Source organism: Stenotrophomonas sp. S4, from assembly GCF_054187805.2.
Genome location: NZ_CM196188.1, coordinates 2846626 through 2872528 on the forward strand (window position 1 = coordinate 2846626; position 25903 = coordinate 2872528).

Here is a 25903-nt window from a genome sequence, read left to right on the forward strand (position 1 = left end):
CCCGCGCAGGCTACCGCAGCCGACGCAGTTTGTGTTCAAGGCCCGCCACAGTCAGTTCGCCAAGGTGCAGTTCACGCAGGCGCCCTTCGGCGTCGAAAAACAGCGTCGACGGATAGGCCTGCACACCCAGTGCGGTTGACGCGGAGGCGGTATCGTCCAGCAGCACATTGCCCAGCCGAAGCCGCTCGGACGCGATGAAACCTTCTACTTCGCCCAGCGTTTCCCCCTGGTTGAGGAACACGAACTGCACGTCAGTATGGGTCTGCTGTGCGGATGCCAGCACCGGCATCTCGCGCCGGCAGGGGCCACACCAGCTGGCCCAGAGATTCAGCACCAGCGGTTTGCCCCGGAACTGCTGCAGGTCGATCACGCGCCCCTGCAGATCGGTCACCTGCACCGCCGGCAGCGGCATGCGCTGCTCCTGCCATGCTGCCAGCAGATGGCTGCCCGCCGCCCACAGCACCACGCCCATCAGCGCCCCCGCCAGCACCGGCGCACGCAAGGCGCGCCATAGCCTCAGCCGCCAAACACCCCAGGCCAGGCCTGTAGCCAGCACGACCGAGAGGTGATACCCACCATCGGCGATCTGCAGGATGCTCCAGGGGGCCTCACGATAGAGCGCGAAGTTCAAGGCCACGAAGCTGATGCGCCCGCACAGCAGGCCGATCAGCAACATGTCCAGGACCATGCTTGCCGCGGAAGGCACTGCCATCCCGTCCTTCCGACGCGGCCACAGGTGTGCCACGGCCATGGCCAGCAGCACGCACATCAGGATCAACACCACCGGCATCGGCACCGGCCCAACACTCGACATCAGCCCACCTGTCCCATCATCCGTTGCCTGCATGGTCGAAGCGTCGCGCCCAGGTTGCAAGCGCGACGCCCACCGCAGGCATCAGGCAGCGCTGCGCGGCATCTGCGTGCCAGGCACCGGTTGCAGCCCGCGCAGGCTGCCCGCCACCGATGACAACAGCGGCCGCTCGCGTCGCTTGTTGTTGACCAGCCGGCGATAGTTGGCCGGCGTCATTCCGACAATGCGCAGGAACAGGCGGCGGAAAGCACTCTGATCGGCGTAACCCACGCCCCAGGCCACTTCATCGATACCCGCGCCCTGCTGCAGCAGCGTCTGCGCCTTCGCGATACGCAACCGCTGGCAATACTCGATCGGGCGCAGGCCGGTGGCCTTCAGGAAGCGCCGCTGCAGGGTCCGCGGCTCCAGCCCGGAAATCTCACAGATCGCACCGAGCGTGGCGCCGCGCGCAGCGGTGGTATGCAGCCAGCGTTGCGCCTTCAGTACGTCGCGATCGCCATGGGCGAAGTTGGCACTGAAGCGCTCGAGATCCTGCTGGATCGCCGCCGGCACCGTGATCCCCAGCTGCTGCGCAACGGAACTCGCCACGCCCTGGCCGTGCAGCCGGTACAGCAGGCGCAGGGCGAGGAAGCGCCAGGCCTGGGAACCGGCCACCGTCAGCAGGTCGCCATCATCAACCAGCGCGCGCTCACTGGGCACCCAGCTGGCCGACTGCCCCTGCAGGCCCGGGTGGCGCCCGAGGTCCGGGCCACTGACCGTGCGCCCGGCCAGCAGGCCGGCGCGCGCCAGCATGCTGACACCATCGCTGGCCGCCGCCAGCAGACTGCCGCCGTCGTAGTGCGCGCGCAGCCAATCCAGCAGCACCTCATCGGCGCGCAGGCAGACGCCCTGGCTGATCTGGCCAGGCACGGCGATTACGGCGGGAATGTCCGCCTCGAGCATCTCCGCGCCGGCAATGCGATGCACGCCGGTCTGGCTGGCCGGCACGATCCAGCGGGTCACCAGGACCCGCTTGAACGGACGGCGCTGCTGCTGGGCAAGCCGGTTGGCGACATGTGCCATCTCAGTCAGCACGGAGGCGGCCGACGGGTCGCCTCCCGGGTACTCGACCACCGCGACCTCGACGAATCCTTCGTTTCTGAATCCTTCCACAGACCATCTCCTCGGTTCGTTGCAGGCCATCCAGCGGCCGGTTCAGGCGCAGGGTAGGAACTGCCACGACGGCGGGGCTATGAAGAAAGTTGCAAAGTGCGCTGAATGCGCTGTCAGCGACGGGACCTTGACCCTGGACCAGACTCAAGGCATCACAATGAGCGGCAGCATCCGCAGGAATCCGCCATGAACATTGGTCAACTGGCACGCCAGGCCGGCGTGCCGATCGATACGGTGCGCTACTACGAGCGCCAGCAGCTGCTGCCCACGGCGGCACGCTCGGCCGGGGGTTACCGCATCTTCGGCGAGCAGGACCTGCGCAGGCTGCGCTTCATCCGCCGCGCCAAGACGCTGGGCTTCAGCCTGGAAGAAATCGCCGAACTGCTGGCACTCAGTGACCGCCACTCGCAGGACATGGGCAGCGTGCGCGATACGGCGCAGGCCCGACTGCACGACATCGCGCAGCGCATGGCCGAACTGCAGCGCATGCACACCGCGCTTTCGCAGCTGGTCGACGCCTGCCCCGGCCACGGCACACTGGATCAATGCCCGATCCTGGCGGCGCTGACTGATGACACACCGTGAGTCCGGGCGACTGACATTCACCTCGCAACGCGCGTGAAGAAAAGTGCAACAAATGCTTGCCAACCCCCTGGGGCAAGGCTATTATTTCGCTCCTCAGCGACGTGGGGCCATAGCTCAGCTGGGAGAGCGCCTGCATGGCATGCAGGAGGTCAGCGGTTCGATCCCGCTTGGCTCCACCAATCTTTCGGCATTAGGCCGTCGAAAGGTCGCTAAAGAACATTGATGAGAATTGCGTCCCCATCGTCTAGAGGCCTAGGACATCACCCTTTCACGGTGGCGACCGGGGTTCGAATCCCCGTGGGGACGCCACTCATCACGAACAACGAGGACCCGGCCGATAACCGGGTCTTTTTTGTTCACCGCCTACCGGCATTCAGGTTGTGGCGTTGCGGTTCCCCTGCCCTCGTGGCTGCGGTTGAACCGGAACGAAAAAAGTTCAAAAAAGACTTCCACAAACGTGAACACGCAGGTATGATAGGCGGCTCGGTAACACGGGGCCATAGCTCAGCTGGGAGAGCGCCTGCATGGCATGCAGGAGGTCAGCGGTTCGATCCCGCTTGGCTCCACCACTTTCGACATTAGGCCGTCGAAGGTTTTACAACTCGAAGTTTTTCGTGCGTCCCCATCGTCTAGAGGCCTAGGACATCACCCTTTCACGGTGGCGACCGGGGTTCGAATCCCCGTGGGGACGCCAGTTTCAAAACGGACTCTGCTCCCGGCAGATCATCCGGAGTTTCATGGGGCCATAGCTCAGCTGGGAGAGCGCCTGCATGGCATGCAGGAGGTCAGCGGTTCGATCCCGCTTGGCTCCACCACTTCGACATTAGGCCGTCGAAGGATCTACAACTTGAAGTTTTCGTGCGTCCCCATCGTCTAGAGGCCTAGGACATCACCCTTTCACGGTGGCGACCGGGGTTCGAATCCCCGTGGGGACGCCAATTCTTGAAGACCCCGGCTTCGGCCGGGGTTTTTCTTTGCCTGCGATTCCTGGGAAGGCACTATCCACGCATGGCGTGGATCTACTGCAGGGCCCGGGTAGATCCACGCCACGCGTGGATGGCTTCACCCCGATTACGACTCAGAACCGCCGATACATCCCGATCGATGCCGGTGCGGTGGGTGCGAAACCAAACTGTGCGTACAACCGATGCGCCTCGCCATCGGCCAGCAGGCTGACATACGCCGATGGCGGCAGGTTGGCCTGCATCCAGCCATCCAGGCGCCGCATCACCTCCTTGCCCAGCCCCTGTCCCTGCAGCCGCGGCAGCACCGCGATGTCACAGACCTGCAGGTGGCAGCCGCCATCGCCGACGATACGCCCCATCGCCACCAGTTCAGCGCCTTGGTAGGCGCACACGCCGAACAGGGTGTTGGGCAGCGCGCGCATGGCCGCTTCCGGGCTCTTGGCACTGAGGCCTGCGAGCACACGCAACCGGCAGTAGTCCTCGACCGTCGGCACGGCTTCACGGAACTGGCAGGTGGAATCATTCATGCGGCATCTCCTGATGGGTCGGGCTATCCTGCCGCATCTACGTCGCAGCCGTTGCGACCCAGGTCCCCAGAGTCCCATGTGCTATTCCGCCCTGATCCGCGCCGACTACGCCAAGCTGATACGCGAGTTCGGCGCCATCCTGTCGCTGGAGGAGTTCGCCGACCTGTACGCACACGATCCGGGCAAGAAGCGGCCGAAGACCCCGAAGGCGATGGATGACGGATTCGCCGGTGCACGGACCGAACAGGGCCGCGACATCGTGGCGAAGATCCAGCAATGGCATGCGCAGGAGCAGCAGGCACTGGAGGCCGAACTGGCCCGGCAGCGCGAAAGACGCGATATCGCCCATGCCACGCTGGCCACCCGGCCCACGCAGAAGGCACGCAATGACCTGCGCGTGGCCGGCAACCGCATCGAGCGAGCGCACGCCCGATTGGAAGACCTGCATCGGGTACAGCTGCTGCCGCGCGACAACCGCATTTTTCCCGGCACCTACGCACCGGTGATGGTCAGCGAGAACGGCCAGCGCGTGATCAAGCCGATGCGCTACCAGTGCCGGCTGCCGGACACGCCGGCGCGCAACGACGTGCTGTACCCCGGTACCTACAATGCGCGGCGTGACAGCCTGGAAGGCTATTGGCGGGGTGCGTTCGGACTGCGCCACGGCATGGTGGTGGTGCAGGCGTTCTACGAGCACGTGCCACGCCACGCCATCGCCGGCCGCACCCTCGGTGACGATGAAAAGGAACAGGACGTGGTGCTCGAATTCCGTCCCGATCCGCCCCGCGACCTGCTGCTGGCCTGCCTCTGGGCGGAATGGGAAGGACCGGAAGGCCGCCTGCTGTCGTTTGCCACGATCACCGACGCCCCTCCCAGCGACGTCCCCGCTGCCGGGCATGACCGCGGCGTGGTACCGATCCGCATGGAACACCTCGATGCCTGGCTCAATCCCGATCCGGATGACCTGGCGCGCCAGTACCGCATCCTCGATGACCGCGAGGAGATCCGTTACGTGTACCAGGAAGCAGGCTGAGCGCTACGTGCAATGGAAAAACCCCGCCTGGGCGGGGTTCCTGGATCCGGGGTTGCCGCCGCACATCGTAGACGTGAGCATTCAGGCCCCGGCAGCATACCCCTGCCGGTCCGCAGTGGACGGCTCAGGCCTTGGCGCTGGAGCGGCCGACCGCACGCGCCAGCGCCCGCGACAGATCCGCCGACAGGTACGGCTTGACCAGCAGCAGACCGGCCAACATCGGTGCCGGCAGCTGCTCGGCCAGCATCCCGGTGGCCAGCACGAACGGAATGCCACGTGCCGAAAGCGCTGCGGCCACCGGCTCACTGGTCTCGTTGCGGGCCAGCCGGTAATCCAGCAGGGCCACGTCCGGGGCGCTCTTTTCCAGCAGCTGCAGGGCCTCGGACACGCTCGCTGCGAGCCCGACCACGGTCGCACCGGCATGCACCAGCTGCATCTGCAGCAGGGCCGCACTCATTTCGTCGTTCTCGACCACCAGTACCCTCAGGTCCTGCAACACTGTCATCAGCTACCGCTCCTGGAGGCAATTGCACGCTGGGAGTATAGCTACCAAGGAGCCAATGCCGACAGGAACCGCCCTGATAGGCCCTCCTACTATGCATCTCCCGCCGACCTCGGTTACACTCGCACGCTGCCTGCCGGTGTGGCGGAATGGTATACGCAGCTGACTCAAAATCAGCCGGGGGTGACCCCATGAAGGTTCGAGTCCTTTCACCGGCACCACTGCATCAAAGGCCAGGTCCATGACCTGGCCTTTTGCATTTCCCGGGCCTGTGCACCGACACTGGCGACGATGCCCGAGCATGCTCCTCCCACGCTTGCCGACACCCTGCCCGCGCGGTTGCGCCCTCTGCGGGCGTCCGATGCCGCCGCCTGGTCCCACTACCTCTCGCTGCCAGGCGTAATCGAGCACACCAGCTGGGGCGACGTTTCCGAACGGGCGCTGGCGCAGCAGATCACCCGCTATCTGGCTGATGCATCCGATCAGCGCTGGGCGATGGTGGACGCCGACGACCAGCTGATCGGCACTGTTGGCCTGAACGGCGTCGACCCGTGGCATGGCCGCGGCGAACTCGCCTATGACCTCGATCCGCGCTGGCAGGGACAGGGCCTGGCCACGCATGCAGCGCGAGCCGTGCTTGACTGGGCACATGGCACCTGTGGGCTGGTCCGCATCCAGGCCACCGTTCTGGACAGCAATGCCCGTTCGATCGCCCTGCTGGAACGCCTCGGCATGCAGCGCGAGGGGCGGCTGCGCGCCTATCGCCACGTGCGGGGACAGCCCCGCGACTTCTGGATGTACGCCCACATCAACGGCGTCGTTCCACCCCGCTGAAACGCAAATGTGACAACCAACAAGGTTGCGAATAGAACTGGCTCACACTTTTCTTGCCAGCCTCACGTACTTCTGCCTATCGTGATCCCAGCCGGATCTGGGGGCGGGGGAATGCATGACGTTGCGTGCGGCACTGTTTTTCATGGTCACGCACACGCTCGTCATTGCCTTGATCGGACCGCAGGACCCGGTTGGCTCCTACCTGATGCTGATCACCGCCCCCCTTCTGGCGGCACTGGCCTGCGTGCGACGCGCGCGCGACAGCCAGGCGGCCTGCAAATGGCGAACGCTGGGCGCTGCCGTTGGCCTGTTCTCGCTTGCCCTGCTGGCCCTGCTGTATCGCAATGTGGCCGGCCTCAGCCCTGCGCAGATGACCGCCTCGTCGCTGATCCTGTACGTGTTCTACCGGATTCCGCTGACCTACGTCGCCGCCAGCCCGGGAGGTGGCAACCGCTGCATCCGTGCGGTGGACCTGGCGGTCATCGCGCTGCTGTGGTTGCTGTACTTCGTGCATACGCGGGCGATGGCACACCTCAACACCGCATTGTGGACGCAATGCCTGCACACCATGAGCAACGTGCAGAACAGCCTGGTGTTCTGCTTCGCGCTGATCCGCTTCCTGGCCGAGGACAATGCCGACCGCCGCGACTTCTTCCGCACGTTGACCCTCTACGCGCTGGGCTACTTCCTGCTGGCGTTCTACATCAATACCTGGCAGCCGCAGGTACCCGATGGTGGCTGGGGCGACCTGCTGATCAGCGGGCTGTTCGTGCTGCTGGCGGTGCTGGCCGGCAGCACGTATCGCCCACCGGCGGTGGCTGTGCCGCGCAACCTCCGCCGCATCGTCGATGCCGGCGTGCCGCTGATGCTGCCGTTGCTGCTGATGATGGTGGCGCTTCTGGTGGCACGCCTGCAGCCGACCCTGGCCACCGTGGGGTTCATCGGCGCCATGCTCGGCTATGCCCTGCGCAGCGTGCTGACCCAGGTGCAGATCCAGCGCGAGCGCGACGAACTGGCGCTGCTGGCCCGGCGCGATCCGCTGACCGGGCTGGGCAACCGGCGCAACTTCGATGAATCACTCGGCAGCGCGCACGGCCGCGCCCGTCGCCAGGGCCTGGGGCTGGCGGTGCTGATGATCGACATCGACCACTTCAAGCGACTCAACGACACCTACGGGCATCCGGAAGGCGATCGCCGCCTGCAGGCGGTCGCCGCGATCCTCGACGGCTGCCTGCAACGCGGTGATGACCTACTGGCCCGCTACGGCGGCGAGGAGTTCATCGCCGCCCTGCCCGCGCCCGACGCCGCCCACGCCCTGGGCCTGGGCGAGCGCCTGCGCGCCGCCGTGGAAGCCGCCGCCCTGCCCGCCGCCGAGGCCCACGTGACCATCAGCATCGGCGTGGCCTGGCAGGCCGCGCATGAGCAGGCCGACCCACGAGGCCTGGTCGATCGGGCCGACCAGGCCCTGTACCGGGCCAAGCATGCCGGCCGCAACTGCGTGCATGCTGCCCCGGCCATCGAGGCCGGGGAGCACCACTCCGACCGCCGGGCCTAGACCGCGCGCAGCACCGTCGCGCCATGCAGGTGCCCCACCCCACCCTGCACACGGAAGCTGGCCACGGTCTGCAGCAGCTGCGCTGACTGCTCTTCCATGCTGCGCGCCGCCGCCGACGCCTCCTCGACCAGGGCCGCGTTCTGCTGGGTGCCCTGATCGATCAGGTCGACCGCATGATTCATCTGCTGGATATCGTCGCTCTGCTGCTGCGAGGCCGTGCTGATTTCAGTCATCAGGTCACTGACCCGGCGCACGTTGGTCACGATTTCATCCATGGTACGGCCCGCGCTCTCAACCTGCGCCGTGCCGGCGCCCACATTGGCAACCGACTCATCGATCAGGTGCTTGATCTCCTTGGCTGCGCTGGCCGAACGCTGCGACAGCTCGCGGATCTCAGTGGCAACCACGGCAAAGCCGCGGCCATGTTCACCGGCACGCGCAGCCTCCACCGCTGCGTTCAGCGCGAGAATGTTGGTCTGGAAGGCGATGCCGTCGATCACTCCGATGATGTCGACGATGCGCCGCGACGAGGCATTGATCACCGCCATCGTCTCGACCACCTCATGCACCACAGTGCCGCCTCGTGCAGCGACGTCGGCCGCTCCGCCGGCCAGCTGGCTGGCCTGGCGCGCGTTGGTGGCCGTGCGCTGCACGGTCTCGGCCAGGCCTTTCATCGACACAGCGGTTTCCTCCAGCGAGGCCGCCTGCTGCTCGGTACGCTGCGAGAGGTCGCTGTTGCCCTGTGCGATTTCGGTCGCGCCGACTGCGATGGTGTCCGCGGCGAACTTGATCTGGCCGATGATCGCGGCCATCGCCTCGACCAGCGAATTCACGCCTTCGCACAGTTCGGCGATCGGCCCGTTCTTGTCGGCGGTGGCCACGCGCCGGGTCAGGTCGCCCTCCTTGGCGGCCGCCACCACCTCGCGGGTCTGCGCCACGGCGCGCTGCATGGCCTGGTTCTCGTGCACCTGCGCGGTGATGTCGGTGGCGTACTTGACGACCTTGAACGGCTTGCCATTGAGGTCCAGGATCGGGTTGTAGGACGCCTGGATCCAGACCTCGCGCCCGCCCTTGCCGAGGCGCCGGTACTGGCCGGCATCGTATTCGCCACGACCCAGCTTCTCCCAGAACTGCCGATACTCGGCACTGCCGCGATGCTCGGGTTCGACGAACAGCGAATGGTGCTGGCCGCGCACGTCATCCAGGCTGTAGCCGGTGGCAGCCAGGAAGTTGTCGTTGGCCGACAGGATGCGGCCATCCATGCTGAACTCGATCACCGCCTGCGACTTGTCGATCGCCGCCAGCTGCCCGGCCGAGTCGGCCGCCTGCAGCTTCTGCGCGGTGATGTCGGTGGCGAACTTGACCACCTTGTACGGACGCCCCTGCCGGTCCAGCACCGGGTTGTACGAGGCCTGGATCCAGATCTCGCGCTGGCCCTTGCCGAAACGCCGGTACTGGCCAGCGTCATATTCGCCACGTCCCAGCCGCGCCCAGAAGTCACGGTATTCGGCGCTGCGCGCCTGCTCGGGATCGACGAACAGGGAATGGTGCTTTCCCTGGATCTCCTCCAGCCGGTAGCCCATCGCCTGCAGGAAGTTGTCGTTGGCCTGCAGGATGGTGCCGTCGAGGGCGAACTCGATGACCGCCTGGACCCGGTGCAGCGCAGCGACCTGCGCCTCGAGTTCGGTACGGCCATCGGCCGCCGCTTCGACGCCGGTGCGGTGCTGGGGTGCCAGCGCGCCCAGCAGGGCACGCCACGGCGACCAACGGGTATGCAGCTCGGCCGGCGCCTGCGCGCCTGCCGTGAAGCCTGGAATGAGCATTGTCTGATCCTCGGTGTCCGGTAAGCGGTTGCGACCCGACGGGCGGGATGCCCGGCGGCAACTTCAGTTGCTTGGGACTACAGGTACCGGCAGGCACCCCTCGAGCGGCTGGCAAGAACGTCTGGTGCGGGTGCGATCGGCATAGGGAGCGGCGGAACACACAGCGCGGGCCGCCCGTCGGGGGCAGCCTGGGGTCCTGCAGCGGGCGACTGGAGCGGGATCCAGAGGGAATATCGGCGATGCGATCGGTGGCTTTAGCCGGATTCCGCGACGCCCGTCGCAACTTCAGATGCTGCTGCAGGGATGCGGTAGACAATCGCGGTGTACTTCACATTCTGCTCACGCGCGACGGGGATGCCGCCGAGCGATTCCGCCAGGCGCCGGCTGGGCAGGTTCTGCTCGGCCACCGGGTAGCAGAATGCGGCCCGGTCCAGCCGCCGGGATGCGAGCGCACGCACCGCCGCCACGGCTTCACGGCCATAGCCATGCCCGTGCATCGCCTCGGCGATCCAGATGCCGAGTTCGGGTTCCGCATCGGCGGTGCGATGCAGGCCGGCCAGGCCGAGGAACGCACCATCCGCGTGTCGGCGGATCACGAACGTAAGGTCGGTGCCATCGGCGATGGTGGGCAACCACGTCGACCAGACAGCGGCGAAAGCCTGCTCCGACGCAGGGGGATCAAACGCCATGTAGCGGGTCAGCCCCGGCGTGATCGCGGCAAACGCCTCGCCGGCGTCCTCCGGCGTGAAGGGCCGGAGCTGCAGCCGCCGGCTGTCGATGGTCCAGTCGTCGGGGGACATGTCGCGCGTCGTTGCTGTCATTGGGCATAGCCTCGTCCGGGACGCCGATGCAGTTCAAGCCGAAAAGGTTTGCATGACCAACGGGAGATCCCGTGGCAGATGAAAATGGCCAGCATGCAGCGAACCGCAGGACGCTCACTGACACGGAGATCGCATGTTCCCACGCTTGGCCAGTTTCCTGATCCTGGGCCTGTGCAGCGGCGGCGCCCTCGCTGCCGATGCCACCTATCGCCCCAGCTTCCACCCCGACCAGCTGAAGGGCCCGCCTGCCGGGCGCCCGAACGAAGTGCTGGTACTGGGCACCACCCACTTGTCCGGCCTGCCCAAGTCCTTCAAGCCCGCCTTGCTTGAACCGTTGCTGCAGCGACTGGTCGCCTGGAAGCCCGAACTGATCGCCACCGAAGACCTGTCAGGCCTGCAGTGCGATTTCATGCGTCGCTACCCGGCACGCTATGCAGAGAGCGTGGCCACCTACTGCTTCGATACCACCGCTGCGCAGGCTGCGACCGGACTGGACGTACCCACCGCGAACACCCAGGTCGAGCGCCTGCTTGCAACCTGGCCGAAGGATCCGGCGCCCGCCCAGCGTCGTCGGCTCGCTGCATTGTTCCTGGCAGCGGGCGAACGCGGCTCGGCGCAGGTGCAGTGGCTGCGCCTGCCTGCGTCCGAGCGCAAAGACGGTGATGGATTGACCCCCGCCCTGGTCGAGATCCTCGACAAAGGCATGGTTCGCCGCAATGAAACCAACCTGATCGCCGCCGAAGTCGCCGCCCGCCTAGGGCATGAACGGCTGTGGGCGGTGGACGACCATACAGCCGATTCCCCCACGCCCGCTGAGGATGAAGCGGCGGCCAGCGCGGCCATCACCGGTGCCTGGAACAATGCGCATTCGCGCGCGCGCCGGGAGGCCGACGAACGGCTCGTGGCCGACCTGGACAAGCCCGGCGGCGTCATCGCGCTGTATCGGGACTACAACAGTCCGGCGGCACCGATGGCCGCGTACCAGAGCGACTTCGGCGCGACGCTCGTCGAGCCATCCTCCAAGGCCTTCGGCCGGATGTATGTCGGCTACTGGGAAACCCGCAACCTGCGCATGGTCGCCAACATGCGCGACGTGCTGGGCCAGCACCCCGGCAGCCGCATGCTGACCATCGTCGGTGCCTCGCACAAGGGCTACTACGAGGCCTACCTCAACCAGATGCACGATGTGCAGCTGGTCTCGGCGGACGAAGTATTGCGTTGACGGTGGATAGTGCCGGCCCGACGCCGGCACTATCCTACGGGGCCCGCTTTGCAGGTGCCGACATGCTGAAGGTGATCGCCGAAGACTTCATTCGCCCGGAGGCCCTGGCCACCGTCCTTCCGCTGTACCGGGAGCTGGTCGCCTGCACGCAGCGCGAGCCACTGTGCATCAGCTACGAACTGTTCGTCGACGAGAAGGATCCCGGGCACCTCGTCTTCATCGAGCTATGGCCCGACCACGCCGCACTCGACGCCCACTGCGCCAGCGAGCACTTCCAGCGTCTGGTGCCGCAGATCAATGCCTACCAACGCGCACCCTGCCGGTTCGTGCTGATGAAGGCCGCTGCGCTGTAGATCATCCGGCGGGGGTCCGGCGCGGTGGCCGGCGGGCACGCCACAGCACCGCGCTTGCTGCCAACGTGCAGGCCAGCGTCAGCACCAGCGACGCCACCACGCCGCCGTGCAGCATCGGCAGCAACGCCTTCGCATGCAGGTCGTCGCGCAGTTGTTCCAGGCGCAACCAGCTGGCCAGCGCCAGGCACCAGCCGACCATGGCCGGCGCATAGGCGGCCACGACGTTTCGATTCCAGGTCATCATCGTCAGCTCTGTTGTCCGGGGGAGTGGCGATTGTTCCGCCCCGCCCTCTCACAGGCTGAGACCGCCTCCCGCCGCTACCGCGACCAGCCACCGCCCAGTGCCGCCATCAGCGCCGCACTGGCCTGCAGCTGCCGGCTCTGGATGTCCTGCAGGCCGAGTTGCGCCTGGCGGGCATCGGTCTGCGCGCTGACCACGTCCAGATAGCTCACCGCACCGCCGGTGTAGCGGTCGTGCGCGATCTGCTCCGCACGTCGCGCGGCCTGCACCGCTTCCTGTTCGTGGCCGCGCTGGGCATCGAGCTGGCGCAGCAGGGTCAGCTGGTCCTCCACCTGGCGGATCGCCGCCAGCACGGTGGCCCGGTACTGCGCCGACGCAGCATCGAATTCGGCCTCGGCCCCGGCCTTGGCAGCCTTGCGGCGGCCGCCATCGAACACCGGCAGTGCAGCCAACGGGCCGAGTGCCCAATAACGGTTGCCCGTATCCAGCAGGGCGCTGCCACCCGAGGTCTGGCCACCCAGCAACCCGGTCAGGCTGAGCTGCGGGAACCACGCGGCGCGCGCCACACCGATGCCGGCATTGGCGGCGAATACCCGCCGCTCGGCGGCAGCGATGTCCGGCCGTCGCTGCAGCAGGTTGCTGGGCAGATCGGCCGGCACCGTCGGCAATGCCGGCAGGCCTGCAGTGGCGACGACGAAGCCTGTGGCGGGGGCACCGACCAGCTCGGCAATGGCATGCCGCAGCAGGTCGTGGCGCGCACCGAGCGCATCCAGATCGGCCTGTGCGCTCGCCAGCTGATGCCGTGCACGGGACACATCCAGCTCCGAAGCGATCTCGCCACGGAATCGGTCTTCGGTCAGCGCCAGCGCCTGCTGGTAGTCCTCGATGCTCCCGCGCAGGATCAGCTGCTGTGCCTCGGCGCCCCTCAGCTGCAGGTAGAGCCCGGCCAGCTGCTGCGACAGGCTCAGCCGCGCGGCGGCCAGGTCATCGCCACTCGCATCGGCGCGCGCCCTGCCGGCGGCCGCCGCGTTGCGCAGCCGCCCCCACAGGTCAAGATCGAACGACAGCGAAAACGTGGCGCTATTGCTGTCATAGATGGCCGGTTGGGTCGCGCTGCGCAGCGGCTTGTCATCGGACTGGCGCTGGCGCACCGGACCCGTGCTGAAGCCGATCTGCGGTACGCGCGTCGATGCCACTTCGCCCGCAGCGGCGCGTGCGGCATCGTAGTGCGCCACCGCCTGCGCCAGCGTCGGATTGGCCTGGCCCAGCTGTTGTTGCAGCTGGTCCAGCACCGGGTCATCGAAGGCCTGCCACCACGCCGGTGCCATCGGTGCAGTGGCCACCGCCGCCTCGACCTGCTCGTAGGTCGCCGGCATCGCCACCGACGGCACCTGGTAGGCCGGCGCCAGCGAACAGCCGCCCAGCAGCAGCGTCGCCAGCGCAAGCGCAGCGACACGCTCAGCCGCGGGCATGCGCGGGCTCCTGCTCACCGGCCACCACACGCACATGGTCACCTTCGCGCAACGCATCGGGCGGATTGGGAATGACCCGGTCGCCCGCCTTCAAGCCGCGGTCGATGCGCAACGTGCTGCCCAGATCACTGACGATATGGATGTCGCGCAGATGCACGATGTCCTTGGCGTCGACCACTGCCACCTGCGTACCCTTGGCACGGAAGATCAGCACCTCGGCCGGCACGCTCACGCCGGTACCGCCGTCCTGCAGCGGCAGGGTCACTTCCGCGTAGCTGCCGGGCAGCAGTGCGCCATCGGCGTTGTCGACCACGAACTGCGCCAGCAGGGTGCCCGAGCTGCGATCGATCGCACTGGAATCCCCCTGCAGTATGGCGGTGAAATGGCGCCCTTCCTGACCTGGCACCTGCAGCGTGGCCTGCAGCCCGGAGCGGATGCTGGCCGCGCTGTTCTGCGGCACCGGCACCATCAGGCGCAAGCGGCGGGTGTCGGCGATGTTGAACAGCTCGCGACCGCTGTCGTCGGCACGGATCAGCTGGCCGACGTCGGTCTGGCGCGAGGTGACGGTGCCATCGAACGGCGCACGCAAGGTGCGGTAGCGACCAAGCTCCTGCAACCGCGCATAGTCGGCCTGGGCCGCTTCCGCGCTGGCCTGTGCGGCCACCGCATTGGCCTGCTTCTCGTCGGCTTCCTGGCGCGACACCGAATGGCTGCCGAGCATGCCCTGCCAGCGCTCGGCGCTGACCTTGGCCAACGCTGCGTCTGCCTGTACCTGCAGCAGGTGGGCGTGGGCCTGGGCGATCTGCTGGTCCAGTTCCGGGCTGTCGATCACCGCCAGCACCTGGCCGGCCTTGACCGCCTGGCCGATGTCGGCACTCCACGATTTCAGGTAGCCGCCCACGCGGGCATGGATCGGCGCCTCGGTCCAGGCACTCAGGTGTGCCGGCAGGGTCATGGTTCCTGCAGCGCCCTGCCCGCCAGCGATCACCACCTGCACGGACGGGACCGCCTGGCGCTCGGTCCACTCGACCACGGCGTGTGCCTGCTGCGCGCGCAGGGCAAGACCACCGGCCACCAGGACGAGCGCAACAGCCGCGGCCAGGAGCAAGGGACGGCGCAGCGAACGCTGCGGCAGCGAAGACTCAGACATGCAGGGGTTCTCCGGCAGGAGCAGTACGGGTTTTGCGGGAGTGGGCCAATGCGAACACCACCGGAACGAACAACAACGTGGCGCAGGTCGCCAGCAGCAGGCCACCGATCACTGCGCGGCCGAGTGGCGCGTTCTGTTCAGTGGACAGTGCGGTCGGCAGCATGCCCAGGATCATCGCCAGCGCTGTCATGCAGACTGGGCGGAACCGGGTGAATCCTGCTTCAAGCGCGGCCTTGGCCGCGTCACCATGCTCGGCCAGGCGCTCGCGGCAGAAGCTGACCACCAGGATCGAATTGGCCGTGGCCACGCCCATGCACAGGATGGCGCCGGTCAACGCGGGTACCGACAACGTGGTGTGGGTCAGGAACAGCATCCAGACTACGCCGGCCAGGCCCGCCGGCAATGCGGTGATGATGACGAACGGATCGGTCCAGGACTGGAAATTGATGACGATCAGCAGGTAGATCAGCACGATCGCCGCCAGCAGGCCGTAACCGAGGCCGGTGAACGCCACATGCAGCGCATCGATCTGCCCATGCAGGCCGACCTCGGTACCCCGGGGGCGCCGGCCGGCCATGCCATCGATGACCTTCTGCACGTCGGCCGCCACCGCGCCGAGGTCCCGATCCTGCACGCTGGCGTACAGATCCAGCGTGGGCTGCACGTTGTAGTGGGTGACCACCGCCGAACTCGAGCCGCGCTGGATGTCAGCCAGGCCGCCCAGCACCTGCGGCGTGCCGCTGCTGCCGGTCACCGGCAGCGCCTGCAGCGCGGCCAGGCTGTCCATGCGGTACTGCGGCGTCGCCGCCACCACGCTGTAGGAAATGCCATTCTTCGGGCTCAGCCAGAACGTCGGAGCAACCTGGCCGCTGCCGGCCAGCGACGCCACCATGCTGTTGGTGACATCGCGTTCCGTGATGCCCAGGCCATTGGCGCGCAGGCGGTCAACATCCACCTTCAGGGTCGGATAGCCATCAGGCTGCTGCAGGCGCAGGTCGACCAGGCCCGGCACGTGGCGCAGGCGACGCTGCAGCTCCTGGGCATAGGCACGGTTGCCGGCGGCATCCGGCCCGGCAATGCGTACGTCCAGCGGCGCCGGCGAACCGAAGTTGAGGATCTGGCTGCTGGTATCGGCGGGCAGGAACGCAAAGCTGACGCCCGGGAAGGCGGCCGGCAACACCTCCCGCAGGCGCCGCGCGTACTCGGCCGCATCGCCGTGGCCCGGCTTCAGTGACACCTGGATGTCGCCATCCTGCGGGCCGATGGTGCCGCTGGCGCTGTAGGCCATGTTGATGCCGGTCATTGGCAGGCCCAGGTTGTCGACGATGGCGTCGATCTCATGCGCCGGCACTTCCTGGCGGATGCGCGATTCGATGCGATCGAACGCCGCTGCGGTTTCCTCGATGCGGGTGCCCAGCGGCAGGCGTACGTGCAGCGACAACGCGCTGGCTTCGGTGGCCGGGAAGAAGTCCTGGCCCAGTGCCGGCAGCAGCGCGAAGGACACCAGCACGCAGGCCATGAAGCCGATCAGGAAACGGCCGCGATGTGCCAGCGCCAGACCGAGCAGTGCGTGGTAGCGGTCACGGGTGGCGGAGAAGCCGGCCTCGAAACGCTGCTGCCAGCGCACCAGCGTGGCCGTCAGGCGTGCACGGCGCGGCCGCGGATGATCACCCTCGTGATGGTTGAGGAACGCGTCCTCGGGATGGTGCCCGACCCCGCCCTCTACCCGGTGCGGCCGCAGCAGGTACAGCGCCATGGTCGGCACCAGGGTGCGCGAGAGCACGAAGGAGCTGCCCATGGCGAAGATGACCGCCAGCGCCATCGGCCGGAACAGGTAACCGGCGATGCCATCAAGCAGGAACATCGGCACGAACACGATGCAGATGCACAGCAGCGATACGAATGCCGGGCCGACGATCTGCGCGGCGCCATCGAGGATCGACTCGCGCACGCCCTTGCCCTGCTCCAGGTGCCAGTTGACGTTCTCGATGGTGACCGTGGCATCGTCGACCAGGATGCCCACGGCCAGCGCCAGGCCGCCCAGCGTCATCACGTTGAGGGTCTGCCCGGCGGCCGACAGCAGCGCGATGGCCGACAGCACCGCCAGCGGGATCGAGGCGGCAATGATGACGGTCGAACGCCAGCTGCCAAGGAACACCAGGATCATCACACTGGTCAGCAGCGCGGCGATGATGCCCTCGCGGGCGACGCTGCTGATCGATTCGCGCACGAAGGTGGACGCATCGCCCAGCAACGAGATCTTCAGCGACGGCGGCAGCGACTCCCCGATCTGCGGCAGCATCGCGCGGATGCGGCTGACGAGCGTGAGCGTGGATGCATCACCATTCTTCAACGCGGCCATCAGCACCGAATGGCCGCCGTTGACCCGCACGATGTTGGTCTGCGGCGGCGAGCCGTCGCGCACGTGGGCGACCTGGCCGATGGTGACCACCGCACCATTGACGGTGCGGATCGGCAGGTCATTGAGCGCTTCGATCTCGTTGGGGCTGTTGTTGAGCAGCACGGTGAATTCGTTGCTGCCCAGCTTGGCGGTGCCGACCGGGGTGATCTGGTTCTGCGCCGCCAGGGCGTTGCCCACGTCCTGGGCCGACAAGCCCTTGGCGGCCATCGCCTGCGGGTCCAGGTCGAGGGTGATCTGGCGCTGCTTGCCGCCGTAGGGGGCGGGAATGGCCAGGCCCGGAATCGAGGTCAATGGCGGGCGCACCGTGTTCTGCGCAAGATCGCGGATCTGCGACTCACCCAGCGTCGGGCTGGAGAACGCCATCTGCAGCACCGGCACGGTGGAGGCGCTGTAGTTGAGGATCAGAGGCGGCGTCATGCCGGCCGGCATCTGCTTGACCATGGTCTGCGAGATCGCGGTGATCTGCGCATTGGCGGTGCGGATGTCCACGCCGGGCTGGAAGAACACCTTCACCACGCCCATGCCGGCCAGCGACTGCGATTCGATGTGCGCGATGTCGTTGACGGTGGTGCTGAGCGCACGCTCGTATGGCGAGATCACCCGCCCGGCCATCGCATCGGGCGACAGGCCGGTGTACTGCCAGACCACGGCGACAACCGGGATGCCGATATCGGGAAACACGTCAGTGGGGGTGCGCAGCGCGCTGAGCGGACCGATGATGCAGATGAAAATGGCCATCACCACGAAGGTGTAAGGCTTGTTGAGCACGGTCCTGACCAACCCGAGCATGCGGCTCTCCAACGGTGCCACTGCCCACCGCGGGCAGCGCAGGTCGGCAAGTATCAGCGCTGCCAGCTAAAACAAAGCTGTGCCGCAGATGAAACATATTTCATGAAGGGGTTTTGTTGCAGGGCTGCGCCCTGCACCTGCTTCAAACCAGAGCAACGTCAAATGCCAGAGCGGCATTCCGTGGGATTGCGGGGCACTGTGGGTTTGCGGGGACGCCGTAAACCCGTCCATGGGGGCTTGGTCGCGGCATCCATGCCGCTCACACCCCGCAAACCCACAGTTCCCCGCCTTCGACAGATTCCGGCGGCTGTTGGTAGGAGTCGACCTTGGTCGACACATCTGTCAGATATCGAATGAAATTCCGGGGTCAGATCCGTTTTCCTCCGGAAAACGGATCTGACCCCACGAGCTGTTCCAACAGATCGCAGAAAACTGTCGAAGGCGGGGTGGGTCCGGTTGCGGGGGCGTGAGCCGCATGGATGCGGCGACCGAGCCTACAAGGACGTATTTACGGCGTCCCCCGCAGCCGGGCCCACCCCGCCCCCCCCACGGAATGCCAGCTTCTGCCTTTGACGTTGACGTTGATTGCAGCAGGTGCAGGGCTGCAAGCCCTGCAAAAAAAGAACACTCTCTACAGCAGCTGCGGTCGGCACAGCAGGCTGAAGCGGGCGCCGCCCAGCGTGGACTGCGCCACCTGCAGGCGGAACCCGTGCAGGCCGGCGATGGCTGCCACGATCGACAGGCCCAGGCCGAATCCTCCGCCCTTGCTGGCCTCCGCGCGATGGAAACGCTGGAACACCAGGCTGCGTTCGGCGTGCGGTATGCCCGGGCCCGAATCCTCCACCACGATGCTGGTAGCTCCCTCCTCCACCTGTGCCGACAGCTGTACGCGGCCGCCCTCCGGTGCGAACCGGATCGCGTTGTCGAGCAGGTTGCCGATCGCCTCGAACAGCAGGCCGCGGTCGCCCACCACGCCCGACAGGCCAGCGGCCAGTTCCAGCTGCAGCCACTGGCCCTTCTCCTCCGCCAGCGGCGCGTAGAACGCGTGGATCTCCTGCAGCAACGCTTCCGGCGCCAGCGTGTCGAACCCGGAGCGGCGCTGGTGGTCCTCCAGCTCGGAGATCCGCAGCAGCGCGCGGAAACGCACCATCAGTGTGTCGGTTTCTTCCAGCACCTGCTCCAGTGGCAGCGCCTGCGGATCACCGTCCTGTACCTGCTGCCGCATGCGGTACAGCTGCGCACGCACGCGCGTCAGTGGCGTGCGCAGATCGTGGGCGATGTTGTCGCATACCCCTTTGACCTCGGTCATCAACTGCTCGATGCGGTCGAGCATGGCGTTGACGATGGACGCCAGCATGTCCAGTTCGTCGCGGCGGTTGGCCAACGGCAGGCGCTGGCCCAGGTCGCCTGCAACGATCCGCGCAGTGGCCTGCTCGATGGCCTGGATGCGGCGCAGCGGCCGCCGCCGCAGCAGGTGCCAGCCAAGCAGCCCCGGCAGCAGGGTCAACGACACACCCCACAGCAGGGCGTCGAGGATTAGGTGATTGACCTCGTTCAATGGCCCGCTGTAGCGCACCAGCACCAGGATGCGGCCGTCGCGGGTCGGCATCGCCAGGCCGAAGCCGCGCTTGCCGCGTGCGTTCACATCGGCAATCGGCAGGCCCGACACCGGATGCGCGCTGCCATCGAGCGGCAGCTGCGCCGGCAGCGACTTCAGCATGCCGGCAATCGGCTGCCCGTCGGGGGTGAACAACCCGTAGGCATCGATGCCATGCAGGTCATAGCGGCGGTTTTCGCGCAGCGCTGCGGTCAGGCCATCACCGGTGAAGTGCTCGAACAGATGCGCACGTTGCAGCACCGCCGACTGTGCCAACTCGTCCAGGTACAGCGACACCCTCCAGTACAGCACCCCCAGCAGCACGCACGACCAGGCCACGAACAGCAGGCTGTACAGGCCCAGCAGGCGACTGCTGGACGAGCGCCAGCCGTCAGACAGTTTCGCTGAGGACATAGCCGCTGCCACGCACGGTACGGATCAGCGACGGCGCGTCGGCCTGGTCCAGCTTGCGCCGCAGGCGGCCGATGTGCACGTCGATCAGGTTGGTGCCCGGGTCGAAGTGATAGCCCCACACTTCCTCGAACAGCATCATCCGGGTCAGTACCTGGCCGGCGTTGCGCATCAGGTATTCCAGCAGCTTGAATTCGGTCGGCAGCAGGCTCAGGCTGCGCCCGCCACGGTGGGCGGTACGCGCCAGCAGGTCCAGCTGCAGATCCCCCACGCACAGCAGGGTCTCGTTGCCGGCCGGGCGCTGGCGGCGACGCAGCAGCACCTCCACCCGCGCGGCCATCTCGTCGGAGGCGAACGGCTTGGTCAGGTAGTCATCGCCGCCGGCACGCAGGCCGCGCACCCGCTCATCGACATCCGACAGCGCACTGAGCATCAGCACCGGCGTATCGATGCCGATCCGGCGCAGGGTGGTGACGATGGCTAGGCCATCCAGCCCGGGCAACATGCGGTCCAGCGTGATTGCGTCGTAGTCGCCACTGGCCGCGCGCACCAGGCCTTCGCGGCCGTCGGCCACCCAGTCCACCTGCAGGCCATGGCTGCCCAGCTCCGCCACGATTTCCTGGGCCGTGATGGCGTCATCCTCGATGGTCAATACGCGCGACATGGGCACCGCTGAAGTTCAGACTGGCCCATGCTCGCCAAATCAGCCGGCGCGGGCAAATGAAACATCCTTCATCCATCCCCGTGGTGCGGGCCGGTTCAGCCCGGTTCGCCGTCGTCACCCGGAAGCTCGGACAGCTCGCCCTGCACCTGCACGTTGTTGCGGCCCATCGCCTTGGCCCGGTAGCACTGGGCATCGGCCGCAGCCACCGCCTGGTCCACGCTCATGCCGCCGGCCAGCGGCGCGATACCGATGCTGGCACCGATCCGCAGCCGGTCCTGGTCCCAGGGAATGGACAGGGAGGCCAGCGTATGCAGCAGTTCACCGCCGATGCGGGCCGCACGACGTGGCGTACAACCGGACAGGATCACCGCGAATTCGTCACCGCCCAGCCGCGCCACCACATCCGAATCGCGCACGCCATGGCGCAGCACGCTGGCCACCGCCCACAGCACGGCATCGCCGGCCAGATGGCCCCAGGTGTCGTTGACCGGCTTGAAGCGGTCCAGATCGATGTACATCAGCGAGGCGGCCTGGCCGGTGCGCTCGACGCGGGTGATCGCCTGCTGCAGGTGCACCTCGAAGCCGCGGCGGTTGCTCAGCTCGGTCAACGGGTCGATCTCGGCCAGGTGGCGGGCCTCGCGCTGGCGCGCACGTTGCTGGGTGTCGTCGCGCAGCACCCAGACCGCGCCGCGCACATGGCCTTCGTCATCGCGCAGCCAGGCGCGGGTCAGGTCCACCGGCACCGTTGCCGTGCCCAGCCGCAGCAGCAGGTCGGCGTGCAGGTCCACCGCATTGCTCTCCGGGTCCAGCAGCACCGACACATCCAGTACCGAGCCGGGCGCGTACTCGGTGGTCAGCGCCAGCACGTCCTGCACCTTGTGCCCGGCCAGCGACAACGCGCCATCCCCGGCCAGGGTGCGCACCGCGGCCGCGTTGGCGTAGTCGATGCGGCCATCAAGGCTGACGCTGAGCACTAGGTCGGCCACCGCATCCAGCGTGATGCGGCTGCGTTGTTCACTCTCGAACAGGCGCTGCTCGCTGCTGCGCTGGGCGGTGATGTCCTGGATCTGCGACACGAAATGCAGTGGTTCGCCGTGCTCGTTGCGCACCAGCGACACCGACAGCCGCGCCCAGATGATGCGGCCGTCGCGGTCGAGATAGCGCTTTTCCAGGTGGTAGTGGCTGCGTCGCCCGGCCAGCAGGTCCTGCACCAGGGCCAGGTCGGTCTGCAGGTCATCGGGATGGGTCAGCCGCTGGAAATCGACCTGCAGCAACTCTTCGCGCGGGTAGCCCAGGATCCGGCACAGCGCGTCGTTGACGTCCAGCCAGCGCCCCTCCAGCGAGACCAGGGCCATGCCCAGCGCGGCGGAGGTGAACGCGCCAGCGAACTTCTCCGCCGACAGTCGTGCTTCGGCGCGCGCCTGCAGGATCTCGGTGATGTCGATGGCCATGCCGACGTAGCCGATGCGCGCGCCCTCGGCACTCTCCATGCGGCTGATCGACAGGCGCACCTGGCGTGACTGGCCATCCTTGCGCAGCAGCGTCCACTGCCGCGAGTAGGTCTGCCCGTCGGCACGCGCGCTCAGCGCCTCGAACACGCCGGGAAGATTGCCATCAGCATCGGCCAGCGGTCGCATCCAGGCCTTCAGCTCATCCGGATCGTGGAAGGCATCAAGCCGGCGCTGGCCGACCACCTCCGCCGCGCTGTAGCCCAGCAGGTGCTCCGCCCCCGTGTTGAACAGGGTGATGGTGCCATCGGTATCGGTGGCGATCACCGCCACCTCATCGGACGCATCGACCACGGCCTGCAGGCGTTGCCGGGTCTCGGCCGCGTCCTGCCTCGCCTGCTGCAGCTCGGTGACGTCGGCATGCGCGCCGGCCATCCACAACGGCTTGCCCTGCCCGTCCCATTCGAACACCCGCCCACGGTCCTGGATCCAGATCCACTGCCCGTTCTTGTGGCGCATGCGCAGCAGGCAGGCGTAGTTGTCGGTGCGGCCTTCGAAATGCTCATCCAGCGCCGCATCGGACAGCGCGATGTCATCGGGATGGACCAGCTTCAGGAACGTCTTCTGGCAGATCGGTTCCAGCTCATCCAGGCGGTAACCGACAATCTCGGCCCAGCGCGCATTGACCCGCATCTCGCCGGTCTGCACGTTCCATTCCCAGGTTCCCGCAGCGGTACCGTCGATGATCATCGCCAGCCGGCGACGCTCTTCCGCCAACTCCTGCAGGCGGCGCTCCAGCAGTCCATTGTCGTGGGTGCCCTGGCCCGGCATCACTCCGGTCCCCTGCCGGCACGGGCAGGCGCCGACCGCAGCGGAACGCTGCGGCCTGCAACGAAGACGGCGGGTCGTGCTGGCGTCATGGCCCTCCCCAGCGACAGCGGGGAGGCCAAACGCCCCCCTCAGGCGCAAGTGTGCGCAATCACGGGGAAAACCGACAAGTCCCCCGCCCCGGATCAACCGTGACGGGGGGCACGATCCTCAGCTGCGCTTGGCCCGGGCAAAGGCCTCGGCCAGGGCATTGTTGGCCGGCGGCGCAGACTGGGCAGGACGGCCACCAGAGCCCTGGCCGCGGTTCGGTCCACGGTTCTGGCCGCCAGCGTCACGGCGCGGCCCCTGGCCCTGGCCGCGCTCATCGCGCTGGCCCGGGCGGCTGGTGGCCTGGCCCGGGGTATCGTCCAGGCGCCGGGTCAGGGCGATGCGCTTGCGCGCCACATCCACCTCCAGCACCTTCACCTTGACGATGTCACCGGCCTTGACCACGTCGCGCGGGTCCTTCACGAAGGTATCGGAGAGCGCCGAGATGTGGATCAGGCCGTCCTGGTGCACGCCGATATCGACGAAGGCTCCGAAGGCGGCCACGTTGCTGACCACGCCCTCCAGCACCATGCCCTCGCGCAGGTCCTTGATGTCCTCGACGCCCTCGGCGAAGCGCGCCGCCTTGAACTCCGGGCGCGGGTCACGGCCCGGCTTTTCCAGCTCCTTCAGGATGTCGCGCACGGTCGGCACGCCGAAGGTGGCATCGGTGAACTGCTCGGCCTTCAGGCCACGCAGGAAGCCGCCATCGCCGATCAGCGCCTTGATCGGGCGCGCGGTGCTGGCCACGATGCGCTCAACCACCGGATAGGCTTCGGGGTGTACCGCCGAGGCGTCCAGCGGCTGGTCACCATCGGCGATGCGCAGGAAGCCGGCGCACTGCTCAAAGGTCTTCTCGCCCAGGCGCGCGACCTTGAGCAGGTCCTTGCGACGCTTGAACGGGCCGTTGTCGTCGCGATGGCGCACGATGTTCTCGGCCACGGTGGCCGACAGACCGGACACCCGTGACAGCAGCGCGGCCGAGGCGGTGTTCACGTACACGCCGACCGCGTTCACGCAGTCCTCCACGCGCGCATCCAGCGCCCGTGCCAGGCGGTACTGGTCCACGTCGTGCTGGTACTGGCCAACGCCGATCGCCTTGGGTTCGATCTTCACCAGTTCGGCCAGTGGATCCTGCAGGCGGCGCGCGATCGACACCGCGCCACGCAGCGACACGTCCAGCCCCGGGAATTCCTTGGCCGCGAACTCGGACGCCGAGTACACCGACGCCCCCGCCTCGCTGACCACCACCTTCTGCAGCTTCGGGTTGGCGACAGCCTTGATCGCTTCGCCGGCCAGCTTGTCAGTTTCGCGGCTGGCGGTGCCGTTGCCGATCGCGATCAGTTCCACGTTGTGCTTGGCGCACAGCTGCTTGATCGTCTGCAGCGACTGCTCCCACTGGCGACGCGGCTCATGCGGGTAGATGGTGTCGGTGGCGACCAGCTTGCCGGTGGCATCGACCACGGCAATCTTGCAGCCGGTGCGGATGCCCGGATCCAGCCCGAGTACGGTCTTAGGGCCGGCGGGTGCGGCCAGCAGCAGGTCCTTCAGGTTGTCGCCGAACACCGCGATGGCCTCGGCTTCGGCCTTTTCGCGGGCCTGGTTGAACAGGTCCAGCAGCAGATGGGTGTGCAGTTTGGCGCGCCAGGTCAGGCGGCAGGCATCCAGCAGCCAGCGGTCGGCGGCACGGCCCTGGTCGGCGATGCCGGCCTTGCGCGCCACGCGTCCCTCGGCGTACTGATGGCCAGCCTCGGCGTCGCTGCCCGGGTCCAGTTCCAGGAACAGGATCTCCTCGCGGCGCGCACGGAACAGTGCCAGCAAGCGGTGCGATGGAATCTTCGCCAGCGCCTCGGCATGCTCGAAATAGTCGCGGTACTTGGCGCCTTCGGTTTCCTTGCCCTCGGCCACGCGGGCACGGATCACGCCGGTCTCGCCCAGCCAGGTGCGCAGCTCGCCAACCAGCGCGGCATCTTCGCCCCAGCGCTCCATCAGGATTGCGCGGGCGCCTTCCAGCGCGGCCTTGGTGTCGGCCACGCCCTTGTCGGTGTCGACGAAGGTGGCCGCGAAGACCTGCGGGTCCTGCGTCGGGTCGGCCAGCAGGCCATCGGCCAGCGGCTCCAGACCGGCCTCGCGGGCGATCTGGGCGCGGGTACGGCGCTTGGGCTTGTACGGCAGGTACAGGTCTTCCAGCCGGCTCTTGGTATCGGCGGCCAGGATGTCGTTGCGCAGTTCGTCGCTGAGCTTGCCCTGTTCGCCGATGCTGGCCAGCACCGCCGCGCGACGGTCTTCCAGCTCGCGCAGGTAGGTGAGGCGCACTTCCAGGTTGCGCAGCTGGGTGTCGTCCAGGCCCCCGGTCACTTCCTTGCGGTAGCGCGCGATGAACGGAACGCTGGCGCCCTCGTCGAGCAGGCCGACGGCGGCACGTACCTGGGCGGACTGGGCACCGATCTCGTCGGCGATGGTCTGGGCGATCTGCTGGGCGAGCGCGCTCTGGGCGTTCTTGGCGTCGTGCATTGCTTCAGGTCTGTGCCGCGTTTCGGGAAGACCCCATTCTGGCAATCCACGACGGAGCCGGACAAGGCATTGACAGGGGGCGAGGTTCAGCGGCTAGGCC

The 25903-nt window shown here is 67.3% G+C and carries 20 protein-coding genes and 7 tRNA genes; 13 read left to right on the forward strand and 14 right to left on the reverse strand.

What is annotated here, in order from left to right; genetic code table 11:
• Positions 1-10: 10 nt before the first annotated feature.
• The gene (locus tag ACUZUJ_RS13315; protein WP_458219871.1) at positions 11-814 is read right to left on the reverse strand and encodes a redoxin family protein; all 804 of its coding nucleotides are present in this window, start codon (positions 812-814) and stop codon (positions 11-13) included.
• 81 nt (positions 815-895) lie between these two features.
• Positions 896-1963 carry a GlxA family transcriptional regulator gene (locus tag ACUZUJ_RS13320; RefSeq protein ID WP_458219872.1) on the reverse strand — a complete coding sequence of 356 codons (1068 nt, stop codon included), beginning with the start codon at positions 1961-1963 and terminating at the stop codon, positions 896-898.
• Positions 1964-2149: 186 nt separating this feature from the next.
• Between ACUZUJ_RS13320 and ACUZUJ_RS13325 the strand changes: the two genes are divergently transcribed.
• From ACUZUJ_RS13325 to ACUZUJ_RS13355, 7 genes are all read left to right on the forward strand, one after another.
• The gene (locus ACUZUJ_RS13325; RefSeq protein ID WP_049444459.1) at positions 2150-2548 is read left to right on the forward strand and encodes a heavy metal-responsive transcriptional regulator; all 399 of its coding nucleotides are present in this window, start codon (positions 2150-2152) and stop codon (positions 2546-2548) included.
• A gap of 103 nt (positions 2549-2651) precedes the next feature.
• Positions 2652-2727, forward strand: a tRNA-Ala gene (locus ACUZUJ_RS13330).
• Between the two features lie 54 nt (positions 2728-2781).
• A tRNA-Glu gene (locus tag ACUZUJ_RS13335) sits at positions 2782-2857 on the forward strand.
• A 184-nt stretch (positions 2858-3041) separates the two neighbouring features.
• Positions 3042-3117, forward strand: a tRNA-Ala gene (locus ACUZUJ_RS13340).
• A 49-nt stretch (positions 3118-3166) separates the two neighbouring features.
• A tRNA-Glu gene (locus tag ACUZUJ_RS13345) sits at positions 3167-3242 on the forward strand.
• A 45-nt stretch (positions 3243-3287) separates the two neighbouring features.
• Positions 3288-3363 (forward strand) — tRNA-Ala (locus ACUZUJ_RS13350).
• A gap of 47 nt (positions 3364-3410) precedes the next feature.
• A tRNA-Glu gene (locus tag ACUZUJ_RS13355) sits at positions 3411-3486 on the forward strand.
• Between the two features lie 140 nt (positions 3487-3626).
• Here ACUZUJ_RS13355 and ACUZUJ_RS13360 read toward each other — a convergent pair.
• Positions 3627-4040: a GNAT family N-acetyltransferase gene (locus tag ACUZUJ_RS13360; protein ID WP_014037595.1), complete on the reverse strand. Its 414-nt coding sequence runs from the start codon at positions 4038-4040 to the stop codon at positions 3627-3629.
• Between the two features lie 76 nt (positions 4041-4116).
• Here ACUZUJ_RS13360 and ACUZUJ_RS13365 point away from each other — a divergent pair, with 76 nt between their 5' ends.
• Positions 4117-5073, forward strand: coding sequence for an SOS response-associated peptidase family protein (locus ACUZUJ_RS13365; protein ID WP_458219873.1), 957 nt, complete (start codon positions 4117-4119; stop codon positions 5071-5073).
• Between the two features lie 124 nt (positions 5074-5197).
• Here the strand turns inward: ACUZUJ_RS13365 and ACUZUJ_RS13370 are convergent, their stop codons facing one another.
• The gene (locus ACUZUJ_RS13370; protein ID WP_014037597.1) at positions 5198-5578 is read right to left on the reverse strand and encodes a response regulator; all 381 of its coding nucleotides are present in this window, start codon (positions 5576-5578) and stop codon (positions 5198-5200) included.
• Between the two features lie 132 nt (positions 5579-5710).
• Between ACUZUJ_RS13370 and ACUZUJ_RS13375 the strand changes: the two genes are divergently transcribed.
• From ACUZUJ_RS13375 to ACUZUJ_RS13385, 3 genes are all read left to right on the forward strand, one after another.
• Positions 5711-5796 (forward strand) — tRNA-Leu (locus ACUZUJ_RS13375).
• A gap of 70 nt (positions 5797-5866) precedes the next feature.
• Positions 5867-6409, forward strand: coding sequence for a GNAT family N-acetyltransferase (locus ACUZUJ_RS13380; protein ID WP_119006441.1), 543 nt, complete (start codon positions 5867-5869; stop codon positions 6407-6409).
• Positions 6410-6524: 115 nt separating this feature from the next.
• Entirely contained in the window at positions 6525-7964 is a 1440-nt protein-coding gene (locus tag ACUZUJ_RS13385) for a GGDEF domain-containing protein (protein ID WP_458219874.1), read from the forward strand.
• Here ACUZUJ_RS13385 and ACUZUJ_RS13390 read toward each other — a convergent pair.
• Both ACUZUJ_RS13390 and ACUZUJ_RS13395 read right to left on the reverse strand, forming a co-directional pair.
• On the reverse strand, positions 7961-9787 hold the full coding sequence (locus ACUZUJ_RS13390) for a methyl-accepting chemotaxis protein (RefSeq protein ID WP_458219875.1): 1827 nt from the start codon (positions 9785-9787) through the stop codon (positions 7961-7963). The two genes, ACUZUJ_RS13385 and ACUZUJ_RS13390, sit on opposite strands and share 4 nt — an antisense overlap.
• A gap of 254 nt (positions 9788-10041) precedes the next feature.
• Positions 10042-10587 carry a GNAT family N-acetyltransferase gene (locus tag ACUZUJ_RS13395; protein ID WP_049443169.1) on the reverse strand — a complete coding sequence of 182 codons (546 nt, stop codon included), beginning with the start codon at positions 10585-10587 and terminating at the stop codon, positions 10042-10044.
• 154 nt (positions 10588-10741) lie between these two features.
• Between ACUZUJ_RS13395 and ACUZUJ_RS13400 the strand changes: the two genes are divergently transcribed.
• Positions 10742-11830 carry a DUF5694 domain-containing protein gene (locus tag ACUZUJ_RS13400; RefSeq protein ID WP_101765697.1) on the forward strand — a complete coding sequence of 363 codons (1089 nt, stop codon included), beginning with the start codon at positions 10742-10744 and terminating at the stop codon, positions 11828-11830.
• Positions 11831-11892: 62 nt separating this feature from the next.
• A complete protein-coding gene (locus ACUZUJ_RS13405; protein WP_135967278.1) occupies positions 11893-12183 on the forward strand; it encodes a putative quinol monooxygenase in 291 nt (96 codons plus the stop codon).
• A gap of 1 nt (position 12184) precedes the next feature.
• On the opposite strand, the gene ACUZUJ_RS13410 is transcribed toward ACUZUJ_RS13405, so the two are convergent.
• The 8 genes from ACUZUJ_RS13410 to ACUZUJ_RS13445 all read right to left on the reverse strand — a co-directional run bounded on the left by ACUZUJ_RS13410 (position 12185) and on the right by ACUZUJ_RS13445 (position 25803).
• Positions 12185-12424, reverse strand: a complete 240-nt coding sequence (locus tag ACUZUJ_RS13410; RefSeq protein WP_432592169.1) for a hypothetical protein — start codon at positions 12422-12424, stop codon at positions 12185-12187.
• Between the two features lie 77 nt (positions 12425-12501).
• Complete coding sequence (locus ACUZUJ_RS13415; protein WP_458219876.1) at positions 12502-13896, reverse strand: efflux transporter outer membrane subunit; 1395 nt, start codon at positions 13894-13896, stop codon at positions 12502-12504.
• Positions 13883-15046: an efflux RND transporter periplasmic adaptor subunit gene (locus ACUZUJ_RS13420; RefSeq protein ID WP_458219877.1), complete on the reverse strand. Its 1164-nt coding sequence runs from the start codon at positions 15044-15046 to the stop codon at positions 13883-13885. Before ACUZUJ_RS13420 ends, ACUZUJ_RS13415 begins: the two co-directional genes overlap by 14 nt.
• Positions 15039-18257 (reverse strand): efflux RND transporter permease subunit, encoded by a 3219-nt coding sequence (locus tag ACUZUJ_RS13425; RefSeq protein WP_458219878.1) that lies wholly within the window; start codon positions 18255-18257, stop codon positions 15039-15041. Before ACUZUJ_RS13425 ends, ACUZUJ_RS13420 begins: the two co-directional genes overlap by 8 nt.
• Before the next feature lie 631 nt (positions 18258-18888).
• On the reverse strand, positions 18889-20268 hold the full coding sequence (locus tag ACUZUJ_RS13430; RefSeq protein WP_458219879.1) for a sensor histidine kinase: 1380 nt from the start codon (positions 20266-20268) through the stop codon (positions 18889-18891).
• Positions 20246-20929 (reverse strand): response regulator transcription factor, encoded by a 684-nt coding sequence (locus ACUZUJ_RS13435; RefSeq protein WP_014037608.1) that lies wholly within the window; start codon positions 20927-20929, stop codon positions 20246-20248. Before ACUZUJ_RS13435 ends, ACUZUJ_RS13430 begins: the two co-directional genes overlap by 23 nt.
• Positions 20930-21024: 95 nt before the next feature.
• Positions 21025-23208, reverse strand: coding sequence for a PAS domain S-box protein (locus ACUZUJ_RS13440; RefSeq protein WP_458219880.1), 2184 nt, complete (start codon positions 23206-23208; stop codon positions 21025-21027).
• A gap of 207 nt (positions 23209-23415) precedes the next feature.
• Positions 23416-25803, reverse strand: coding sequence for a Tex family protein (locus tag ACUZUJ_RS13445; protein ID WP_101765700.1), 2388 nt, complete (start codon positions 25801-25803; stop codon positions 23416-23418).
• Between the last annotated feature and the right edge of the window lie 100 nt (positions 25804-25903).